The organism is Streptomyces kurssanovii, from assembly GCF_040677245.1.
GTDB lineage: Bacteria > Actinomycetota > Actinomycetes > Streptomycetales > Streptomycetaceae > Streptomyces > Streptomyces kurssanovii.
In genome coordinates this window covers 1-18000 of the sequence record NZ_JBFAQK010000031.1, presented here as the reverse complement: position 1 = coordinate 18000, position 18000 = coordinate 1, and the positions used below count along the sequence as shown (strand labels likewise).

Below are 18000 nucleotides of genomic sequence, written 5' to 3'. Positions count from 1 at the left end.
AACTAAGGGAGTTCGAAGGTCCGGCCCGACTTGGGACGGCATGGCCGATTTCTTATTACGAAACCTTGTTGACTGAGTCACAGCTGCATGAAGGCCTTGATCTGGGCGCGTCAATCGGTCAGGGTTTCGAGCCAGCCCCCGGAGATCTTCCGTCCGCGGGGCGATCCCCCCACAAAAATGATGACGAGGAGACCCCTCTTCATGGCAACTCACAAGCGCGCGAGCAGGATCAAGCTCACCGCCGCCATAACCGCCGTGGCCGCCGCAGCAGGCGTCACGCTTCTCAACACGTCCTTCGCCGGGGCGGCCGCTCCGGCCGAAGGCAAGATCTACGGTGCGAACGCCGAAGGCGCCGTCGCCGGCAGCTACATCGTCATGCTGGACGAGAAGACCGACAAGAAGGGTCTGGCCAAGGAGTACGGCGGCAAGCTGCAGCGCAACTACAGCTCCGCCATCAACGGCTTCTCCGCCAGCGGTCTGACCGAGACGGAGGCCAAGCGCCTCGCCGCCGACCCGGCCGTCGCCAAGGTCGTCCAGAACAAGAAGTTCACCATCAACGCCACCCAGGACAACCCGCCGTCCTGGGGCCTCGACCGGGTGGACCAGGCCGACACGGCCGGGGACAGCAAGTACAACTACCCGGACAGCGCCGGTGAAGGCGTGACCGCGTACGTCATCGACACCGGGGTCCGTATCTCCCACAAGGACTTCGAGGGCCGCGCCACCCACGGCTTCGACGCCGTGGACAACGACGACTCCGCCGACGACGGCAACGGCCACGGCACGCACGTGGCGGGCACCATCGCCGGCGCGGCGCACGGTGTCGCCAAGAAGGCGAAGATCGTCGCCGTCCGGGTGCTCGACGACAACGGCTCCGGCACCACGGAGCAGGTCGTCGCGGGCATCGACTGGGTCACCCAGAACCACCAGGGCCCGTCCGTCGCCAACATGAGCCTCGGCGGCGGCGCCGACGAGGCCCTCGACGAGGCGGTCCGCAAGGCCGTCGCCGCCGGTGTCACCTTCGGCGTCGCGGCCGGCAACGAGTCCTCCGACGCCGGCCAGGGCTCTCCGGCGCGGGTGAAGGAGGCCATCACGGTCGCCTCCTCCACCAAGGAGGACGCCCAGTCGGACTTCTCCAACTTCGGTGAGGTCGTGGACATCTACGCCCCCGGCTCCGACATCACCTCGTCGTGGAACGACAGCGACGAGGGCACCAAGACCATCTCCGGCACGTCGATGGCGACTCCGCACGTCGTCGGTGCCGCGGCGGTCTACCTCGCGGGCCACCAGGACGCGACGCCGGAGCAGGTCGCCACGGCCCTCACCGAGGGGGCCACGGCGGACAAGATCAGCAACCCGAGCGCGGGCACGCCCAACAAGCTGCTGAAGGTCGTCGAGTGACCGACGGCCCACCTCGCTGAACCGGCGGTCGCCGTGCCCTCCCCCACGGGGCACGGCGACCGTCTTATTGTTCGACCATGACGACGAGGTACGCGGCACTCCTCCGCGGGATCAACGTGGGCGCGGGCAAGCAGGTCCCCATGGCACGACTCCGCGGGCTCATCAGCGATGTGGGCCACGGCGATGTCGCGACCTATCTCCAGAGCGGCAACGCCGTCTTCAGCAGCGAGGAGAAGGACGAGGACGCCCTTGCCGCCGGTCTTGAGCAGGCGATCGAGGCGACGTTCGGCTTCCACGTCGACGTCCTGGTGCGCGACGGGCGGTATCTGAGGGCGGTCGCCGACGCCTGCCCGTTCCCCGCCGCCTCGCTCCAGGGCAAGCAGCTGCACGTCACCTACTTCTCCGAGCGGGTCACCCCCGACCGGTTCGCGTCCGTCGACGCCGGTGCCTTTCTGCCGGAGGAGTTCCGGCTGGGCGACCGCGCGCTCTATCTGTACGCGCCGGAAGGCCTCGGCCGCTCCAAGCTCGCGGCGGCGCTCTCCAGGCCGGGTCTGCTCAAGGGCGTCGTCGCCACCAGCCGCAACTGGAACACCGTCGTCAAGCTGGTGGAGATGACCCGCACCTGACCCCGCGCGAGCCGGACGCCGCCGGACGACCACCGGCGGGCCTGCGGCCACCGGCGGGCCTGCGGCCCTCGCGGCGGAATTGGCCCGGCCGGACGGGGCGTGAATGGACCAGAGACGCCTGCCATTCACTGCATAGGGTCCTCACCATGACCGCTTCCGACACCGACGGCAGGACCGTCGTCGACTTCTACTTCGACCCCGCCTGCCCCTTCGCCTGGATCACCTCGCGCTGGATGCTGGAGGTCGAACGCGAGCGGGAACTCGATCTCCGCTTCCGGGTGATGAGCCTCCACCTCCACAACATCGGCAACGAACTCCCCGGCTGGTACCGCGCATTGGTCGACAAGTCGATCGGGCCCGTGCGGGTCGCCGCAGCCGCGGCCGCCCGGCACGGTGAGGAGGTGCTGCGCGACCTGTACACCGCCTTCGGCACCCGGATCCACCAGGAGAAGAACGAGGACTTCGACGAGGTCGTCGTGGAGTCCCTGGCCGCGCTCGGACTGCCCGCCGCACTCGCCGCCGCCGCCCACGACGCCTCGTACGACGACGCGGTGCGCCGCAGCCACGAACGGGGGCACGACCCGGCCGCCCACGGCTATGTCGGCACGCCCACCATCCATGTGGACGGCACCGTCTGGTTCGGCCCGGTGCTGGGCTCGATACCACGCGGCGAGGAGGCGGTGCGCCTCTTCGACAGCTTCCGCGTCCTCGCGAACCACCCGGACCTGTACGAACTCAAGCGCGCCCGCACCGGAAGCCTGGTCTTCGACTGAGCGGCGCCGTCGCGCTCCCCGGGCGGCGCCCCGCCCCGGCGTCGGGGGCCGTCAGGCGGTGGCCGCCAGCAGGCGCCGCGCCGCCGCCTCGTCGTAGCGGCGCAGCAGCAGCCGCGCCAGCTCCGGCGAGTCGCCCAGCACGTCCGCCACCACGTCCGCGTCACCGGCGCCCGCCGCGATGCGGTCGGGCAGCCGTCCGGGAGCGATCACGTACGGTGCGACGGCCACGCGCGCGCAGCCGTCCGCCCGCAGCGCGCGGACCGCGTCCTCGGTACGGGGAAGGGATGCGGAGGCGAACGCAGGCCGCACGGCGCACCAACCGGTGTGCCGCAGCTCCCGCGCTGTCTGAGCGATCACTGCGATCGCCTCCGGGTCTGTGGAGCCCGCGGCGGCCAGCACCAGGCCCGTCGAGCTCATGTCCGCCGGCGTGAGGCCCGCCTCGTACAGCCGCCGCTGGACGGAGGACAGCAGCAGCGGCGACGGCCCGAGGACCTCGGCCCGGCGGATCCGCAGCTGCGGTGGTGCCTGGCGCAGGACCGCCGGGATGTCGGCCTTGGCATGGAAGGCGCGGGTCAGCAGCAGCGGCAGCGCCACCACGTCCCGGACCCCCTCGGCCGCCAGCCGGCCGAGGACCTGCGGCACCGCCGGGGCGTTGAAGTCGAGGAACGCCGTCTCCACCCGCAGTCCCGGCCGCAGCGAGGACACCCGCCGGGTCAGGGCGTGGACGGTCGCGGCGTGCCGCGGGTCACGGCTGCCGTGCGCCACGACAAGGAGGACGGGCCTGTGCATCGGCGCTCAGCTCCTGACGAGAAGACCGCGGCTGCGCAGGATCCACCGCTCCAGCGGACTGAAGACCAGCAGATCGATCGCGATACCGACGATCAGGATCAGGAGGATGGCGAGGAACACGCCGGGCATGTCGGCGTTGTTGCGGCCGTTCTCCAGCAACTGGCCGAGCCCGAGGCCCAGATCGGGCGACGAGGCGATGATCTCGGCGGCCATCAGCGACCGCCAGGAGAACGCCCAGCCCTGCTTCAGCCCCGCCACATAGCCCGGCAGCGCCGCCGGCATCACGATGTGCCAGGTGCCCCGCAGCCCGGTCGCGCCGAGCGTGCGGCCCGCCCGCAGGAACAGCGGCGGCACCTGGTCCACGCCGGACACCAGGCCGTTGGCGATCGAGGGGACCGCGCCCAGCAGGATGACGGCGAACATCATCGAGTCGTTGAGGCCGAGCCAGATCACGGCCGGGGGCACCCAGGCGACCGACGGCAGCGACTGCAGCCCGGACAGGATCGGACCGATCGCGGCGCGCACGAACTTCACCCGTGACACTAGCAGGCCGAGCGGTGTGCCGATGGCGAGCGCGAGCAGGAAGCCCAGCAGGCCGCGGGAGACGCTGGTCCAGATGACGTCGAACAGCGTGCCCTGAAGCCACATGTCGGACAGGCCGTCCCACACCGTGGACGGTGCGGGCAGCTTGTAGTCCGGGGTGACCTCCGCCCACACGAGCACCTGCCAGGCCACCAGCACCAGCGCCACGGCGGTGATCGGCGGCAGGACCTTCTTCAGCAGCACCTCGCGCACCGGCGTGCGGTTCACCTGCACCGCGTCGAGCGCGTCGAGGCCCGCCTCGAGACCGGCCAGATCGTCGGACCTCGCCGGGCCCTTCCCGGTGGCCGTCCCGGTCGTGTCAGTGCTGGCCATGTCGGCGGATCTCCCCACGCAGTTCTTCGGTGATCTCGACGGACAGCTCCGCGACGGCGGGGTCCTCGATACGTCGCGGCTGGTCGATGTCCACGGTCCACTCGTGCGCCACCCGACCCGGCCGCGACGACAGCAGCACCACCCGCTGCGCGAGGCGCACCGCCTCGCGGACGTTGTGCGTGACGAACAGGACCGACACGTTCGTCTCCCGCCAGATACGGGTGAGCTCGTCGTGCAGCACATCGCGGGTGATGGCGTCGAGCGCCGCGAACGGCTCGTCCATCAGCAGCAGTTGGCTGTCCTGCGCCAGTGCGCGCGCCATCGCGACCCGCTGCCGCATGCCGCCGGACAGCTCGTGCACCCGCTTGCCGTACGCGCCGCTGAGCCGTACCAGCTCCAGCAGCCGCTCCGCCTCCTCGCGCCGGGCGCCCTTCGGCACACCGCGCAGCCGCAGCGCGAGCTCGATGTTCTTGCCGGCGGTCAGCCACGGGAACAGCGCGTGCTCCTGGAACATCAGGGCCGGCCGGCCGCCGGGCGTCTCGATGGACCCCACGGTCGGCCGGTCGAGCCCGGCGACCAGGTTCAGCAGCGTCGACTTGCCGCAGCCCGAAGCCCCCAGGAGGGTGACGAACTCGCCCGGCGCGACATCGAGCGTGATGTCGTCCAGGACGAGCTGCGGCCCGGTGGGCCCGTTGAAGGACTTGGAGACATGCCCGATGCGAGCCGCGTACTCGTGCTCGACACCGACGCGGTCCTCGGCCTTGGCGATGGCAGTGGCCATGGTCGTCACCTCCTGGGAACTCGGCTGCTGTTACGGGTTACTTGACGCCGAGCCCGGCGTCGGAGACCTCGGGCCGGCCCTCGGCCGCGAGGACCTTGTTCAGCGGCTCGAGGTCGTAGATCCCGGCGAGGTCGGGCTGCTGGAGCAGGCCCGTCCGCACCGCGTGGTCCGCCTGCGCGTCGAGGGTGGCGGCCAGCGGGTCGTCGGTGAAGCGGATCGACTTCCACGCCGGGTCGACGACCTCGGGCGGCAGCGGCTTGCCGGTCAGCTCCTGGAGCTTCGCGTTCGCCGCTTCCTTCGCCTCGTCGGGGTTGGCGTTGATCCAGGCGTTGGTCCTCACCGTGCCGCGCAGCACCGCCTCGACGACCTCCGGGTGCTCGGCGAGGAACGTCTGCGACACGATGATGTTCGTGATCACGAACTTCTTGTCCGGCCACAGGTCCGACTCGTCCAGCAGCACCTTCGCGCCGTCGCTCACCAGCTTCGACGCGGTCGGCTCCGGCACCCAGGCGCCGTCGACCGAACCGGACAGATAGGCGTTCGGGGTGACCTTGTTCTCGGTGCGGACGACGGAGACGTCGCCCTTGCCGGTCTGGGCGTCGACCTTCCAGCCCTGCTCCGCGATCCAGTTGAGGAACGCGACGTCCTGGGTGTTGCCGAGCTGCGGGGTGGCGATCCGCTTGCCCTTGAGGTCCCCGATGCTCTTGATCTTCTTCGGGTTCACGACCAGCTTCACCCCGCCGGAGGCGGAGCCGCCGATGATCCGCAGGCTCTCGCCCTTGGACTTCACATAGCCGTTGATCGCCGGCGAGGGGCCGATGAAACCGATGTCGATGGACCCGGCGTTGAGGGCCTCGATCTCGGAGGGACCGGCGTTGAAGGTCGAGGCCGACACCTTGGTGCCGCCCAGTTCCTTCTGGATGATGCCCCGCTGGTCACCGACCAGGGCGGTGGCGTGGGTGAGGTTCGGGAAGTACCCGATCTTCACGGTGTCGAGACCGCCGGTCTTCTCGCCCTTGGCGGCGGGAGCGACCGAGTCGTCCTTCGCCTGGGAGCCGTAGCCGCAGGCCGTCAGGACGACGGCGAGGAGCGTTACGGCTGCGGCGGCGAAGCCGCGCCTCAGGAAGGTGCGGGTGGCTGGCACGGGAGGATTTCCTCTCGTAGGCCCGGTCTCACGTCATGTGCGACGCTGCCGGGTCGTCGGCGGACAGGCGGGGTCTTCGGCGGTGCGGGGCGCGGGCGCGCATGCGGTGCGCGTACGTCATCGCGCACATCGCGCCACCCCGCCCGTGCCCGCGCCGAGCGCCCCGCTGCCGACGCGGCCGCCCTCCTTGGCGAAGGTCGAGTAGATGTCGGTCATCGTCAGAAGTCCCAGCCCTCGTCGTCCACGGCGGGAGCGTCGTCCTCGGCGGCGAACGCGTCCCCGGCCATGCCGGCGGCGAGCGTGGTGCCGTCGGCCGGGTCGATCAGCAGGAACGAGCCGGTACGGCGGGAGTGCGCGTACGAGTCGAGGGCCAGCGGCTCCGCGGTACGGACCTTGACGCGGCCGATGTCGTTGGCGACGAGCCGGCCGGGCTCGGGGTGCTGGGAGAGGTCGTCGAGGGTGAGCCTGGAGGGGATCTCCTTGACGATCGCCTTGACCGTGCGGGTGGTGTGCTTGAGCAGCACCCGCTGGCCGACGGTGAGCGGCTCGTCCGCGACATGGCAGACGGTCGCCTCGACGTCCTGCGTGGTGGCGGGCGCGTCGTCGCTCGGGACGATGAGGTCGCCGCGGGAGACGTCGATGTCGTCCTCCAGCAGCAGCGTGACGGACTGAGGCGTCCAGGCCACGTCCACGGACCGGCCCAGCAGGTCGATCCCGGAGACCTTGGACGTGCGGCCGGAGGGCAGGACGGTCACCGACTCGCCGACGCGGAAGGTACCGGCGGCGATCTGCCCCGCGTAGCCGCGGTAGTCGGGGTGCTCGGCGGTCTGCGGGCGGATCACGTACTGCACGGGCAGCCGGGCGTGGCAGGTCGTCAGATCATGGCTGACGGGGACGGTCTCGAGGTGCTCGAGCACGGTCGGGCCGCCGTACCAGTCCATGTTCGCGGACGGGTCCACCACGTTGTCGCCGGCCAGCGCGGAGATCGGGATGGCGGTGATCTCCGGGACGCCCAGCGAGGCGGCGTACGCGGTGAACTCCTCGGCGATCTTCGCGAAGACGGGCTCCGCGTAGTCGACGAGGTCCATCTTGTTGACGGCGAGCACCACATGGGGAACACGCAGCAGCGCGGCGACCGCGGCGTGGCGGCGGGTCTGCTCGACGACGCCGTTGCGGGCGTCGACCAGCACGACCGCGAGCTCCGCCGTCGACGCGCCGGTGACCATGTTGCGGGTGTACTGCACATGGCCCGGGGTGTCGGCGAGGATGAACCGCCGCCGGGGGGTGGCGAAGTAGCGGTAGGCCACGTCGATGGTGATGCCCTGCTCACGTTCGGCCCGCAGGCCGTCGGTGAGCAGCGCCAGGTCGGGGGTCTCCTGGCCGCGGCTGCGGGAAGCGTGCTCGACGGCCTCGAGCTGGTCGGCCAGGACCGACTTGGAGTCGTGCAGCAGCCGCCCGACCAGGGTGGACTTGCCGTCGTCGACGGACCCGGCGGTGGCGAAGCGCAGCAGGGTGGTGGCGGAGAGCTGTTCGGCCAGCTGCTCGGTGGGGCTGGTCATCTTTAGAAGTACCCTTCGCGCTTGCGGTCTTCCATCGCGGCCTCTGACAGCTTGTCGTCGGCGCGGGTCGCACCCCGCTCGGTGAGACGGGAGGCGGCGATCTCGGTGATCACGGCGTCCAGCGTGGTGGCGTCGGAGTCGACGGCGCCGGTGCAGGACATGTCGCCGACGGTGCGGTAGCGGACCAGCCGCTTCTCGACCGTCTCGGTGTCCTTGGGCCCGCCCCACTCGCCGGCGGTCAGCCACATGCCGGAGCGCTTGAACACCTCACGCTCGTGCGCGAAGTAGATCTGCGGGAGTTCGATCTTCTCGCGCTGGATGTACTGCCACACGTCCAGCTCGGTCCAGTTGGACAGCGGGAAGACCCGCACATGCTCACCGGGCGCGTGGCGGCCGTTGTAGAGCTGCCACAGCTCGGGGCGCTGACGGCGCGGGTCCCACTGCGAGAACTCGTCGCGCAGCGAGAACACCCGCTCCTTGGCGCGGGCCTTCTCCTCGTCGCGCCGGCCGCCGCCGAACACCGCGTCGAAACGGTGCTGCTGGATGGCCTCCGTCAGCGGCACGGTCTGCAGCGGGTTGCGGGTGCCGTCGGGGCGCTCGCGCAGCTTGCCGGCGTCGATGTACTCCTGCACCGAGGCGACGTGCAGCCGCAGCCCGTGCCGGGCGACGGTGCGGTCCCGGTACTCGAGCACCTCGGGGAAGTTGTGACCGGTGTCCACGTGCAGCAGCGTGAACGGCACCGGCGCCGGCGCGAACGCCTTCAGCGCCAGGTGCAGCATGACGATCGAGTCCTTGCCGCCGGAGAAGAGGATCACCGGCCGCTCGAACTCGCCCGCCACCTCGCGGAAGATGTGCACGGCCTCCGACTCGAGGGCGTCCAGGTGGGAGAGCGCGTACGGGCTGTCGGTGCCCTCGTGGACAGTGGCGACGGTCGTCATGCGGTGACCCCTTCGTGAGCTTCTCCGCCTGCACGGCGCTGAGGTGCGGGAATCGCGGTCGGCTGCGGCCCGGCTGCCGCGCATGCGCGGCTCACAGCAGGCCCCTCTCGGTCAGCAGCGCGTGGAGCGCCGCTGCGGACTCCCGCACGGTCTGGTTGTGCGACTCGATCCGCAGATCGGGCGACTCGGGCTCCTCGTACGGGTCGTCGACACCGGTCAGTCCGCTGATCTCACCCGCGGCCTGCTTCGCGTACAGGCCCTTCACGTCACGTACCGAGCAGACCTCGACCGGAGTGGCGACGTGCACCTCCAGATAGGGCGTGCCCTCGCTCTGGTGGCGCTTGCGTACCGCGTCCCGGCTGTCCGCGTACGGGGCGATGACCGGAACCAGAACCTTCACACCGTTGGACGCCAGCAGTTCGGCGACGAAACCGATCCGCTGCACATTCGTGTGCCGGTCCTCACGGGTGAAGCCGAGGCCCGCGGAGAGGAACTCCCGGATCTCGTCACCGTCGAGGAGCTCGACACGGTGGCCCTCCGCACGCAGCCGGCCCGCCAGCTCGTAGGCGATGGTGGTCTTGCCGGCACTCGGCAGACCCGTGAGCCAGATGGTGGCTCCGGTCACTTCCTTCTCCTGAATCTCCGGTGTGTACGTCATCAGCCGTGCAGCCCGCACTCGGTCTTGCCCCGCCCGGCCCAGCGGCCGGCGCGCGCGTCCTCGCCCTCGAGCACCCGGCGGGTGCAGGGCGCGCAGCCGACGGAGGCGTAGCCGTCCGTCAGCAGCGGGTTGGTGAGCACGCCGTGCTCGGCGACGTAGGCGTCCACGTCGTCCTGCGTCCAGCGGGCGATCGGGGAGACCTTGACCTTCCGCCGCTTCTCGTCCCAGCCGACGACCGGGGTGTTCGCCCGGGTGGGGGACTCGTCGCGGCGCAGGCCCGTTGCCCACGCGTCGTAGGCGGTCAGGCCCTCTTCGAGCGGCTTGACCTTGCGCAGGGCGCAGCACAGGTCGGGGTCGCGGTCGTGCAGCTTCGGGCCGTACTCGGCGTCCTGCTCGGCCACCGTCCGACGGGGTGTGAGCGTGATGACGTTGACGTCCATCACCGCGTCCACGGCGTCGCGGGTGCCGATGGTCTCCTCGAAGTGGTAGCCGGTGTCGAGGAAGACGACATCCACGCCGGGCAGCACCCGGGAGGCGAGATGGGCGACCACCGCGTCCTCCATCGAGGAGGTGACACAGAACCGCGGGCCGAAGGTCTTCGTGGCCCACTCGAGGATCTCCAGGGCGGAGGCCTCCTCGAGGTCCCGGCCCGCCTGCTCGGCCAGCGTCTTGAGATCCCGCTCGGCCTGAACCGTCGTCATATCTCTTCCCCTCCACCGTCGTTGCGCCGAAGTCCTCGCGTCAGCAGACCGAGGAACTTCAACTGGAAGGCCCGGTTGCACGCCGCGCATTCCCAGGCGCCGTGACCTTCTTCGCTGGGACGCAGATCCTCGTCGCCGCAGTAGGGGCAGTAGAACGGCGCCGCCCGCTCGCTCATGAGAGGGCCTCCTCGGAGGCCCTGGCCGCCCAGGTGGCGAAGCGCTCGCCGTCCGCGCGCTCCGCCTCGAAGCGCTTGAGGACCCGCTCCACGTAGTCCGGAAGCTCGGCCGACGTGACCTTCAGGCCGCGCACCTTGCGGCCGAACGCCGGGTCGAGACCCAGCGCGCCGCCGAGGTGGACCTGGTAGCCCTCGACCTGGTTGCCCTCGTCGTCCAGCATGAGCTGGCCCTTGAGACCGATGTCCGCGGTCTGGATCCGGGCGCAGGCGTTGGGGCAGCCGTTGAGGTTGATGGTGAGCGGCTCCTCGAACTCGGGCAGCCGCCGCTCGAGTTCGTCGATGAGGGCGGAACCGCGGCCCTTGGTCTCGACGATGGCCAGCTTGCAGAACTCGATGCCGGTGCAGGCCATCGTGCCCCGCCTAAACGGCGAAGGCGTGACCCGCAGGTCCAGCGCCTCCAGGCCGGAGACCAGCGAGTCGACCTGGTCCTCCGTCACGTCCAGCACGATCATCTTCTGCTCGACCGTGGTGCGCACCCGGCCGGAGCCGTGGCTCTCCGCCAACTCGGCGATCTTGTTGAGGGTCGCACCGTCGACACGGCCGACACGCGGCGCGAAGCCGACGTAGAAGCGGCCGTCCTGCTGGCGGTGGACGCCGATGTGGTCACGCCACTGCTGCGCCGGCTGCTCGGGGGCCGGACCGTCGACGAGCTTGCGCTTCAGGTACTCGTCCTCGAGGACCTGGCGGAACTTCTCGGGGCCCCAGTCGGCGACCAGGAACTTCAGCCGGGCGCGGTTGCGCAGCCGGCGGTAGCCGTAGTCGCGGAAGATCGAGACCACGCCCTCCCAGGCGTCGGGGACCTCGTCCAGCGGGACCCAGGCGCCGAGGCGGACACCGAGCTTGGGGTTCGTGGAAAGGCCGCCGCCGACCCAGAGGTCGAAGCCGGGGCCGTGCTCGGGGTGCTCGACGCCGACGAAGGCGACGTCGTTGATCTCGTGCGCCACGTCGAGCAGCGGCGATCCGGAGATCGCGGTCTTGAACTTGCGGGGCAGGTTGGAGAATTCCTTGTTGCCGATGAACCGGCGGTGGATCTCCTCGATGGCCGGGGTGCCGTCGACGATCTCGTCCTGGGCGATGCCGGCGACCGGCGAACCGAGGATGGTGCGGGGCGTGTCACCGCAGGCCTCGGTCGTCGACAGGCCCACGGCCTCGAGCCGACGCCAGATCTCCGGGACGTCCTCGATCCGGATCCAGTGGTACTGCACGTTCTGCCGGTCGGTGAGGTCGGCGGTGCCGCGGGCGAACTCCTGCGAGATCTCGCCGATGACCCGCAGCTGCTCGGTCGTCAGCCGACCGCCGTCGATACGCACGCGCAGCATGAAGAACTCGTCGTCCAGCTCCTCCGGCTCCAGGATCGCGGTCTTGCCGCCGTCGATCCCGGGCTTGCGCTGGGTGTAGAGGCCCCACCAGCGCATGCGTCCGCGCAGATCGGCGCCGTCGATGGAGTCGAAGCCCCGGTGCGCGTAGATCGTCTCAATGCGTGTCCGCACATTGAGACCGTCGTCGTCCTTCTTGGTCTGCTCGTTGCCGTTCAGAGGCGTGTGGTGCCCCATGGCCCACTGGCCCTCGCCACGGTGGCGTCCGGCCTTGCGGCGGGGCGTGACGGAGTCGGGCTTTTCAGGGCTGGCGGCCATGGTGATAGTCCTTCGAGACTGCAGGAGGGCGGCTCTGAGCTGCACACTCGCGGGGAAGCGCGACGGTGCGCAGGGCGGGGTGAAGAAAGTCGGAAGTGCGGCGGTGCTGAGCTCTCAGCAGGCCGGACAGATGGCGCTGGACATGCGGCCGAGGTCGACGTGCCGCCGACTCACCAAGGCAATTCCAGTGCTGGACATGACGGAAGCGTGTCATGGGACTTTGGACCCAGTCCACCTTCATCCAAAATGTGGACAACACTGTCCCGCATCGCGAGACAGTGTGGCATGGGTCACCGGAGGACGGACGCCGGGCCCCGGGGCACGGGGGTGGGACCGCTCTGACCGCGGCACCCGGCCGTGCCCCTGGGTGGGGCGGTTGGACCGCTCAGACCGCGGCACGGCGCCTTGCCCCGGGCGGAGCCGTTGGACCGCTCAGACCGCGGCGCCCGGCCAGGGGCCGGGAGCGGAGACCTCGGCCTCCTCCGCGACCTTCGTGTCGAAGACACGGAACCCGCGCCGCAGGTAATTGTCCATCGCGTGCGGACCGTCCAGGGAACAGGTGTGCAGCCACACCCGCTTCGTCGGCGCGATCCCCGGCCACCGCTCCGCCAGGTCCCAGGCACGGGCGACCCCGGCCGACAGGAGATGACCGCCGATCCGGCGGCCCCGGAAGGCCGGGATCAGCCCGAAGTAGACGATCTCCACCACGCCGTCGTCCTGCGCCTCCAGCTCCACGTAACCGGCCGGCGTCCCCTTCTCGTACGCGACCCAGGTCTCGACCCCCGGGCGGTCCAGCAGCTTCTGCCACTCGGCGTACGTCATGCCCAGCCGGTCCGTCCACCGGACGTCCCCGCCGACCGCCGTGTAGAGGAACCGGCTGAACTCGGGCGAAGGGACCTCGGCGCGGACGACACGTATGCCGCCCCCGGGGGCGGCCGCCGGCCGCTGGTCGTCGGAGGAGGTCTGCTCGAGGGACCAGGTGGTCACGGTGACGGTGCTCATGCGCGACAGGGAATCACGGCAGCCGCCCCCGACGCACGGCCGGGGCGCTCGAGTGCGGCAGCAGGTCCGCCGGCCGCTCGGGCAGCACCAGCTCCACCTCCACCTCCTCCGCGAAGCGGTACGGCCGGTGGGCCAGGACCTGCGCGAGATGCCGCCGCAGCCGGGACATCTCCGCCCGCACGGTCACCGTCCGCGACGGATCCTCGAAGAGATCCTGCGCCAGCTCCGCCGCCGACCGCCCGTCGCGGTACCGCGCCAGGACGTACAGCAGCTCGGCATGGCGGGGACTGAGCTCGTGCGACCAGCTCCCCGAGGCGCCCGTGACGGTGACACAGGGCCGCCGCGGCCTGCTCAGGTCCAGCACCACCCGGCCCTGCTCCGCGGGCTCGGGAGACGCCTCGTCGAGACGTACCAGCCAGCCACCGGGCAGCGGCTCGAACGTGCACAGGCCGAGCGACGGCAGCCACAGCCGGCCGGCCCTGACCGACCTCGGCAGCGGCAGCCGTCCCGGCGGCGCCATGCCCGTCACCGCCGCCGGCCAGCCGTTCGCGTCCACCGCCACCGCCCGGCCGCCCAACCGCCCCAGCAGCGGCGAGGCGACACTGCGCAGCCGGTCGAGCGCCTCGTGGTGGCGATTGCGCAGCTCGGCCTCCGCCAGGCGGGCCACCGACGTGACCAGCGCCAGCGTCGCCGGATGCATCGTCGACAGCGGACCGCTGATGTCGACGACACCGATCAGCCTGCCGTCGCGCGGGTCGGTGATCGGCGCCCCCGCGCACGTCCACGTGTGGTGCGTGGAGACGAAATGCTCGGCGGAGTGCACCTGCACAGGACGCCGGGACACCAGAGGAGTACCGACACCGTTCGTGCCGACCAGCTCCTCCTTCCAGTCGGCGCCCACCACGAAACCGTGCGAATCGCCCTTGCGGAGGACCGCCGCGCTGCCCTCCCGCCACAGCAGCCTGCCCTCGGCGTCCGCGACGACCATGATGTGCTGCGCGCCCTCCGCCAGGGCGACCAGCCCCTCACGCAGCACCGGCAGCACCTCCAGCAGCGGCGAGGCCAGCCTGCGCCGCTCCAGCTCCTCCAACGGAAGCAGCCCGGCCCTGCGGTCCCGCTCCGGGTCCAGGCCCCGGCGCAGCATCCGCTGCCACGACTCGTCGATGTCCGCGCGGGGCCCGACCTTCGGCCGGCGGCCGGACAGGGCGGCGTCCCGCACACCCTTCAGCAGCCGCAAGGCCTCAGCGGTGTCCATGGCCGCGAGTCCGGCCAGGTCGAGCGATGCATTCTTCACGGGGTCCTCCTCGGCGACGCCGGCGTCCGGTGTGCGGGGGTGGCCGTCCTGATCCTCCACCCGCCCGGCCGCCGTGCGCTGCGATATGCCACACAAGGATGCAACCCTTTGCAACCGTCGCGAAGGGGCGTGCGCGTGTACGAAGGTGACGGAACACCGGTTCGCCGGTGTGGGTGGTGCCGTGTCGGCGCAGCACCACCCGTCAACCGTCGCGGGTGCGGGCCGTCTCACAGCGGGCCGCACCCGTTCGGTGTCTCAGGCCCGGTGTCCGCCCCGGGGCCCGCACGCGAGGTCCGCCCCCAGGGCTCACGCCACCGCGCGGGCCCAGGGCTCACGCCACCGCGCGGCCCAGCGCTCACGCCACCGCGCGGGCACGCTCCACGATCGAGGCCAGGTCCAGCGTGTGGGGAAGCGTGCCGAACACCGACCCGCCGTCGCCGCCCAGACGCGACGCGCAGAACGCGTCAGACACCTCCGGCGGGGCCCACCGCACCAGCAGCGAACCCTGCAGCACCAGCGCCATCCGCTCCACCAGCCGGCGCGCCCGCGCCTCGATGCCGTCCAGGTCCGCCAGCTCCGTCAGCAGGCCCTTGATCGCCCCGTCCAGGCGGTGGTCCGCGCCACGCGCCTTGCCCACCTCCTGGAGGAACGCGTTCAGCGCCGACGGCTCCCTCTGCAGCGCACGCAGCACATCGAGTGCCTGCACATTGCCCGACCCCTCCCAGATCGAGTTCAGCGGCGACTCGCGCAGCAGCCGCGGCATGCCCGACTCCTCCACGTAGCCGTTGCCGCCCAGACACTCCAGCGCCTCCGCGACCACCGGCGTGCACCGTTTCGCCACCCAGAACTTCGCCGCGGGGACCGCCAGCCGCAGGAACGCCCGCTCCTGCTCCGTGTCCGCGTCGTACGCCGCCGCCAGCCGCATCCCCAGCGTCGTCGCCGCCTCCGACTCCAGAGCCAGATCGGCCAGCACATTGCGCATCAACGGCTTGTCGATCAGCAGCCCGCCGAACGCGCTCCGGTACGCCGTGTGATGGATCGCCTGCGCCACCGCCTGCCGCATCAGCGCGGCCGAACCGAGGACGCAGTCCAGCCGGGTCGCCGCCACCATCCCGATGATGGTGCGCACCCCCCGCCCCTCCTCGCCGACCCGCCGCGCCCACGTCCCCTCGAACTCGACCTCGGCCGAGGCGTTGGACCGGTTGCCGAGCTTGTCCTTCAGCCGCTGGATCCGGAAGACGTTCCGGCTGCCGTCCTCCAGCACCCGGGGCACCAGGAAACAGGTCGGCCCGCCCCGTCCGGTGGCCGGGGCCACCTGCGCCAGCACCAGGAAACCGTCGCTCATCGGAGCCGAACAGAACCACTTGTGCCCGGTGAGGACGTACTCGCCGTCCTGCGCCAGCGGTTCGGCACGCGTCGTGTTCGTCCGCACGTCACTGCCGCCCTGCTTCTCCGTCATGCCCATGCCCAGCAGGACCCCGCGCTTCAGCGACGCCGGACGCAGCCCCTCCTCGTACACGGTCGACGTCAGCCGCGGCTCCCACTCGGCGGCCAGCAGCGGATCGGTACGCAGCGCCGGCACCGAGGCGTGCGTCATCGACAGCGGGCAGCCGTGGCCCGCCTCCACCTGCGTCCACACCAGGAATCCGGCCGCCCGGCGCACATGTCCGCCGGGCCTGCCCCAGGCACTCACCAGACCTGCGGAGACGGCGCGGTCCAGCAGCCTGTGCCAGGCCGGATGGAACTCCACCTCGTCGATCCGGTGCCCGTACCGGTCGTGCGTCCGCAGCCTCGGTGGATACCGGTCCGCCTGCGCCCCCCACTCCTGGGCCTCCGCCGAGCCCGCCGCCCGTCCGAGCCCGGAGAGCTCCTCGCGCGCCGCGTCACCGGCCTCCGCCGCCACATGTCGGTCGACCGCCTCCACGAGGGCACGGTCGGCGGCGAACACGTCGTGCCCCACCAGGGGCGGAGGCTGGTTGGTCACTGTGTGGGTGCTGGCTGCCATGCCGATACGGTAAGGAGGTGCAGGCAGCAAACGAAACACCCGAGCGGCCGTCGGGCCGGCTCCACCGGGCCCGAGTCCTCTACCGCAACGTCTCGAAGCGGAAGATGGCCTGGCTGCTGCTGAAAGACACCGTCAATTCGTGCATCGAGTACCGCATCCTCGGCCTGGCGGCCGAGGCGGCGTTCTTCACACTGCTGTCCGTCCCACCGCTGATGCTCGGGCTGATCGGCCTCCTCGGCTACATCGACGACTGGACCAACACCACCACCGTCGCCTCCATCGAGGAGAACATCCTCACCGCCGTCGGCACCGTCCTGTCCGACCGCGGCGTCAACGACATCGCCAAGCCCCTCCTCGAGGACGTCACCCACGGCGGCCGGCCCGACCTCATCTCCATCGGCTTCGCGATCGCCCTGTGGTCCGGGTCGCGGGCCGTCAACGTCTTCATCGACACCATCACCGTCATGTACGGGCTCGACGGCCACCGCGGCATCGTCGCCACCAGGCTGCTGGCGTTCCTGCTGTACATCGTCGCCCTGCTGATCGGCGCGGTCGTCCTGCCGCTCGCCGTCGTCGGCCCCGACCGGGTCGTCGAACTCATGCCCTGGGGGACGGAAGTCGTCCGGCTCCTCTACTGGCCCGTCGTCATCCTGCTCTCCATCGCCTTCCTCACCACGCTCTACCACGTGTCCGTGCCCGTCCGGTCCCCCTGGGTCGAGGACATCCCCGGCGCGCTCGTGGCCCTCGGCATGTGGATCCTCGGCAGCTTCCTGCTGCGCATCTACCTCACCAGCCAGGTCGAAGGCCCCACGATCTACGGCTCACTCGCCGCGCCCATCGCCTTCCTGCTGTGGATGGGGATCTCCGCGTTCGCCGTCCTCGTCGGCGCGGCCGTCAACGCCGCGATCGACCGGGTCTGGCCGTCGGTCGCCACGGCCGCGGCCCGCGCCGCGAACGAGCGGGCGCGTGCCGCCGACGCGGCGCAACTGCTGGCGCGGGCACGCGCCGCGGAGATGTACGGCGACGCGGACGACGACGCGGACGACGAGGAGGGCGGCGGGGACATGCCGTCCGAATTCCCGGAGCGCTGGTCCAAGTTCCTGCCGGTGGACGACGTGCGGGCCCGGTTGCACTCCACGAAGGAGAACGGCCGGGAGGGCCGCGAGTAGTTTCCTGGAGCGCTGCACGCTCGGGCATGGCCGCGCCCTGTCCGCCCCGGCCCGGCCCGGGGGCGTGTCGCGCCCTGCGGGCGTGGCCCGGCCGGTGGCGTGTCGTCCCTGGCGGGCTTGATCCGGTCGGGGGCGTGGCGCTCGCGGGCCCGGCCCGGCCCGGGGGCGTGTCGCTGCGGGGCGGGGTCTGGCACGGGGTGCGCCTTCCCGGGGGCGGGTGCGGGTCCGTTGCGCCCCTGCGGGGCGGGGGCCGCGCCGATGGTGGGTGCCGGGCGACGTGGTCGGTCGAGTTCTTGGTGGCCATCGCGCTCCAGCATCCCACGCCCCGCCGACAGTCCCGGGCGAACGGTCAGTGCGCCTCGCGCCACCCGTCCC

The 18000-nt window shown here is 71.2% G+C and carries 18 protein-coding genes; 4 read left to right on the top strand and 14 right to left on the bottom strand.

The features are described 5' to 3' along the window. Positions 1-201: 201 nt before the first annotated feature. From AB0K36_RS21550 to AB0K36_RS21540, 3 genes are all read left to right on the top strand, one after another. The gene (locus AB0K36_RS21550; protein WP_189471505.1) at positions 202-1401 is read left to right on the top strand and encodes a S8 family peptidase; all 1200 of its coding nucleotides are present in this window, start codon (positions 202-204) and stop codon (positions 1399-1401) included. Positions 1402-1478: 77 nt separating this feature from the next. Next, positions 1479-2027: a DUF1697 domain-containing protein gene (locus AB0K36_RS21545; RefSeq protein WP_364596737.1), complete on the top strand. Its 549-nt coding sequence runs from the start codon at positions 1479-1481 to the stop codon at positions 2025-2027. Positions 2028-2173: 146 nt separating this feature from the next. Continuing rightward, positions 2174-2800, top strand: coding sequence for a mycothiol-dependent nitroreductase Rv2466c family protein (locus AB0K36_RS21540; protein WP_364596734.1), 627 nt, complete (start codon positions 2174-2176; stop codon positions 2798-2800). A gap of 51 nt (positions 2801-2851) precedes the next feature. Here the strand turns inward: AB0K36_RS21540 and AB0K36_RS21535 are convergent, their stop codons facing one another. From AB0K36_RS21535 to AB0K36_RS21470, 14 genes are all read right to left on the bottom strand, one after another. After that, on the bottom strand, positions 2852-3589 hold the full coding sequence (locus AB0K36_RS21535) for a sirohydrochlorin chelatase (RefSeq protein WP_364596732.1): 738 nt from the start codon (positions 3587-3589) through the stop codon (positions 2852-2854). A gap of 6 nt (positions 3590-3595) precedes the next feature. Continuing rightward, positions 3596-4504 carry an ABC transporter permease gene (locus AB0K36_RS21530; RefSeq protein WP_364596729.1) on the bottom strand — a complete coding sequence of 303 codons (909 nt, stop codon included), beginning with the start codon at positions 4502-4504 and terminating at the stop codon, positions 3596-3598. Further along, on the bottom strand, positions 4491-5285 hold the full coding sequence (locus AB0K36_RS21525; RefSeq protein WP_364596726.1) for an ABC transporter ATP-binding protein: 795 nt from the start codon (positions 5283-5285) through the stop codon (positions 4491-4493). The genes AB0K36_RS21530 and AB0K36_RS21525 overlap by 14 nt, the downstream gene beginning before the upstream one ends. A gap of 37 nt (positions 5286-5322) precedes the next feature. Continuing rightward, positions 5323-6429 (bottom strand): ABC transporter substrate-binding protein, encoded by a 1107-nt coding sequence (locus tag AB0K36_RS21520; protein ID WP_364596723.1) that lies wholly within the window; start codon positions 6427-6429, stop codon positions 5323-5325. A 218-nt stretch (positions 6430-6647) separates the two neighbouring features. Beyond that, positions 6648-7988 (bottom strand): sulfate adenylyltransferase subunit 1, encoded by a 1341-nt coding sequence (locus AB0K36_RS21515; RefSeq protein ID WP_364596721.1) that lies wholly within the window; start codon positions 7986-7988, stop codon positions 6648-6650. A gap of 2 nt (positions 7989-7990) precedes the next feature. Next, positions 7991-8926, bottom strand: coding sequence for a sulfate adenylyltransferase subunit CysD (gene cysD / locus AB0K36_RS21510; RefSeq protein ID WP_364596718.1), 936 nt, complete (start codon positions 8924-8926; stop codon positions 7991-7993). Positions 8927-9017: 91 nt separating this feature from the next. Further along, positions 9018-9584 (bottom strand): adenylyl-sulfate kinase, encoded by a 567-nt coding sequence (gene cysC, locus AB0K36_RS21505; protein ID WP_364596715.1) that lies wholly within the window; start codon positions 9582-9584, stop codon positions 9018-9020. Further along, positions 9584-10285: a phosphoadenylyl-sulfate reductase gene (locus AB0K36_RS21500; protein WP_189475023.1), complete on the bottom strand. Its 702-nt coding sequence runs from the start codon at positions 10283-10285 to the stop codon at positions 9584-9586. Before AB0K36_RS21500 ends, cysC begins: the two co-directional genes overlap by 1 nt. Then, entirely contained in the window at positions 10282-10461 is a 180-nt protein-coding gene (locus AB0K36_RS21495; RefSeq protein ID WP_159685254.1) for a hypothetical protein, read from the bottom strand. The genes AB0K36_RS21500 and AB0K36_RS21495 overlap by 4 nt, the downstream gene beginning before the upstream one ends. After that, on the bottom strand, positions 10458-12155 hold the full coding sequence (locus tag AB0K36_RS21490) for a nitrite/sulfite reductase (protein ID WP_189475021.1): 1698 nt from the start codon (positions 12153-12155) through the stop codon (positions 10458-10460). Before AB0K36_RS21490 ends, AB0K36_RS21495 begins: the two co-directional genes overlap by 4 nt. A 114-nt stretch (positions 12156-12269) precedes the next feature. Next, positions 12270-12353, bottom strand: a complete 84-nt coding sequence (locus tag AB0K36_RS21485) for a putative leader peptide (protein ID WP_310650533.1) — start codon at positions 12351-12353, stop codon at positions 12270-12272. 234 nt (positions 12354-12587) lie between these two features. Next, positions 12588-13157, bottom strand: a complete 570-nt coding sequence (locus tag AB0K36_RS21480; protein ID WP_364596710.1) for a GNAT family N-acetyltransferase — start codon at positions 13155-13157, stop codon at positions 12588-12590. 13 nt (positions 13158-13170) lie between these two features. After that, positions 13171-14412 (bottom strand): GAF domain-containing protein, encoded by a 1242-nt coding sequence (locus AB0K36_RS21475; protein WP_435877906.1) that lies wholly within the window; start codon positions 14410-14412, stop codon positions 13171-13173. 394 nt (positions 14413-14806) lie between these two features. Next, entirely contained in the window at positions 14807-16456 is a 1650-nt protein-coding gene (locus tag AB0K36_RS21470; protein ID WP_364596705.1) for an acyl-CoA dehydrogenase family protein, read from the bottom strand. Between the two features lie 17 nt (positions 16457-16473). Between AB0K36_RS21470 and AB0K36_RS21465 the strand changes: the two genes are divergently transcribed. Then, positions 16474-17625: a YihY/virulence factor BrkB family protein gene (locus AB0K36_RS21465; protein ID WP_364596702.1), complete on the top strand. Its 1152-nt coding sequence runs from the start codon at positions 16474-16476 to the stop codon at positions 17623-17625. Positions 17626-18000: the final 375 nt, after the last annotated feature.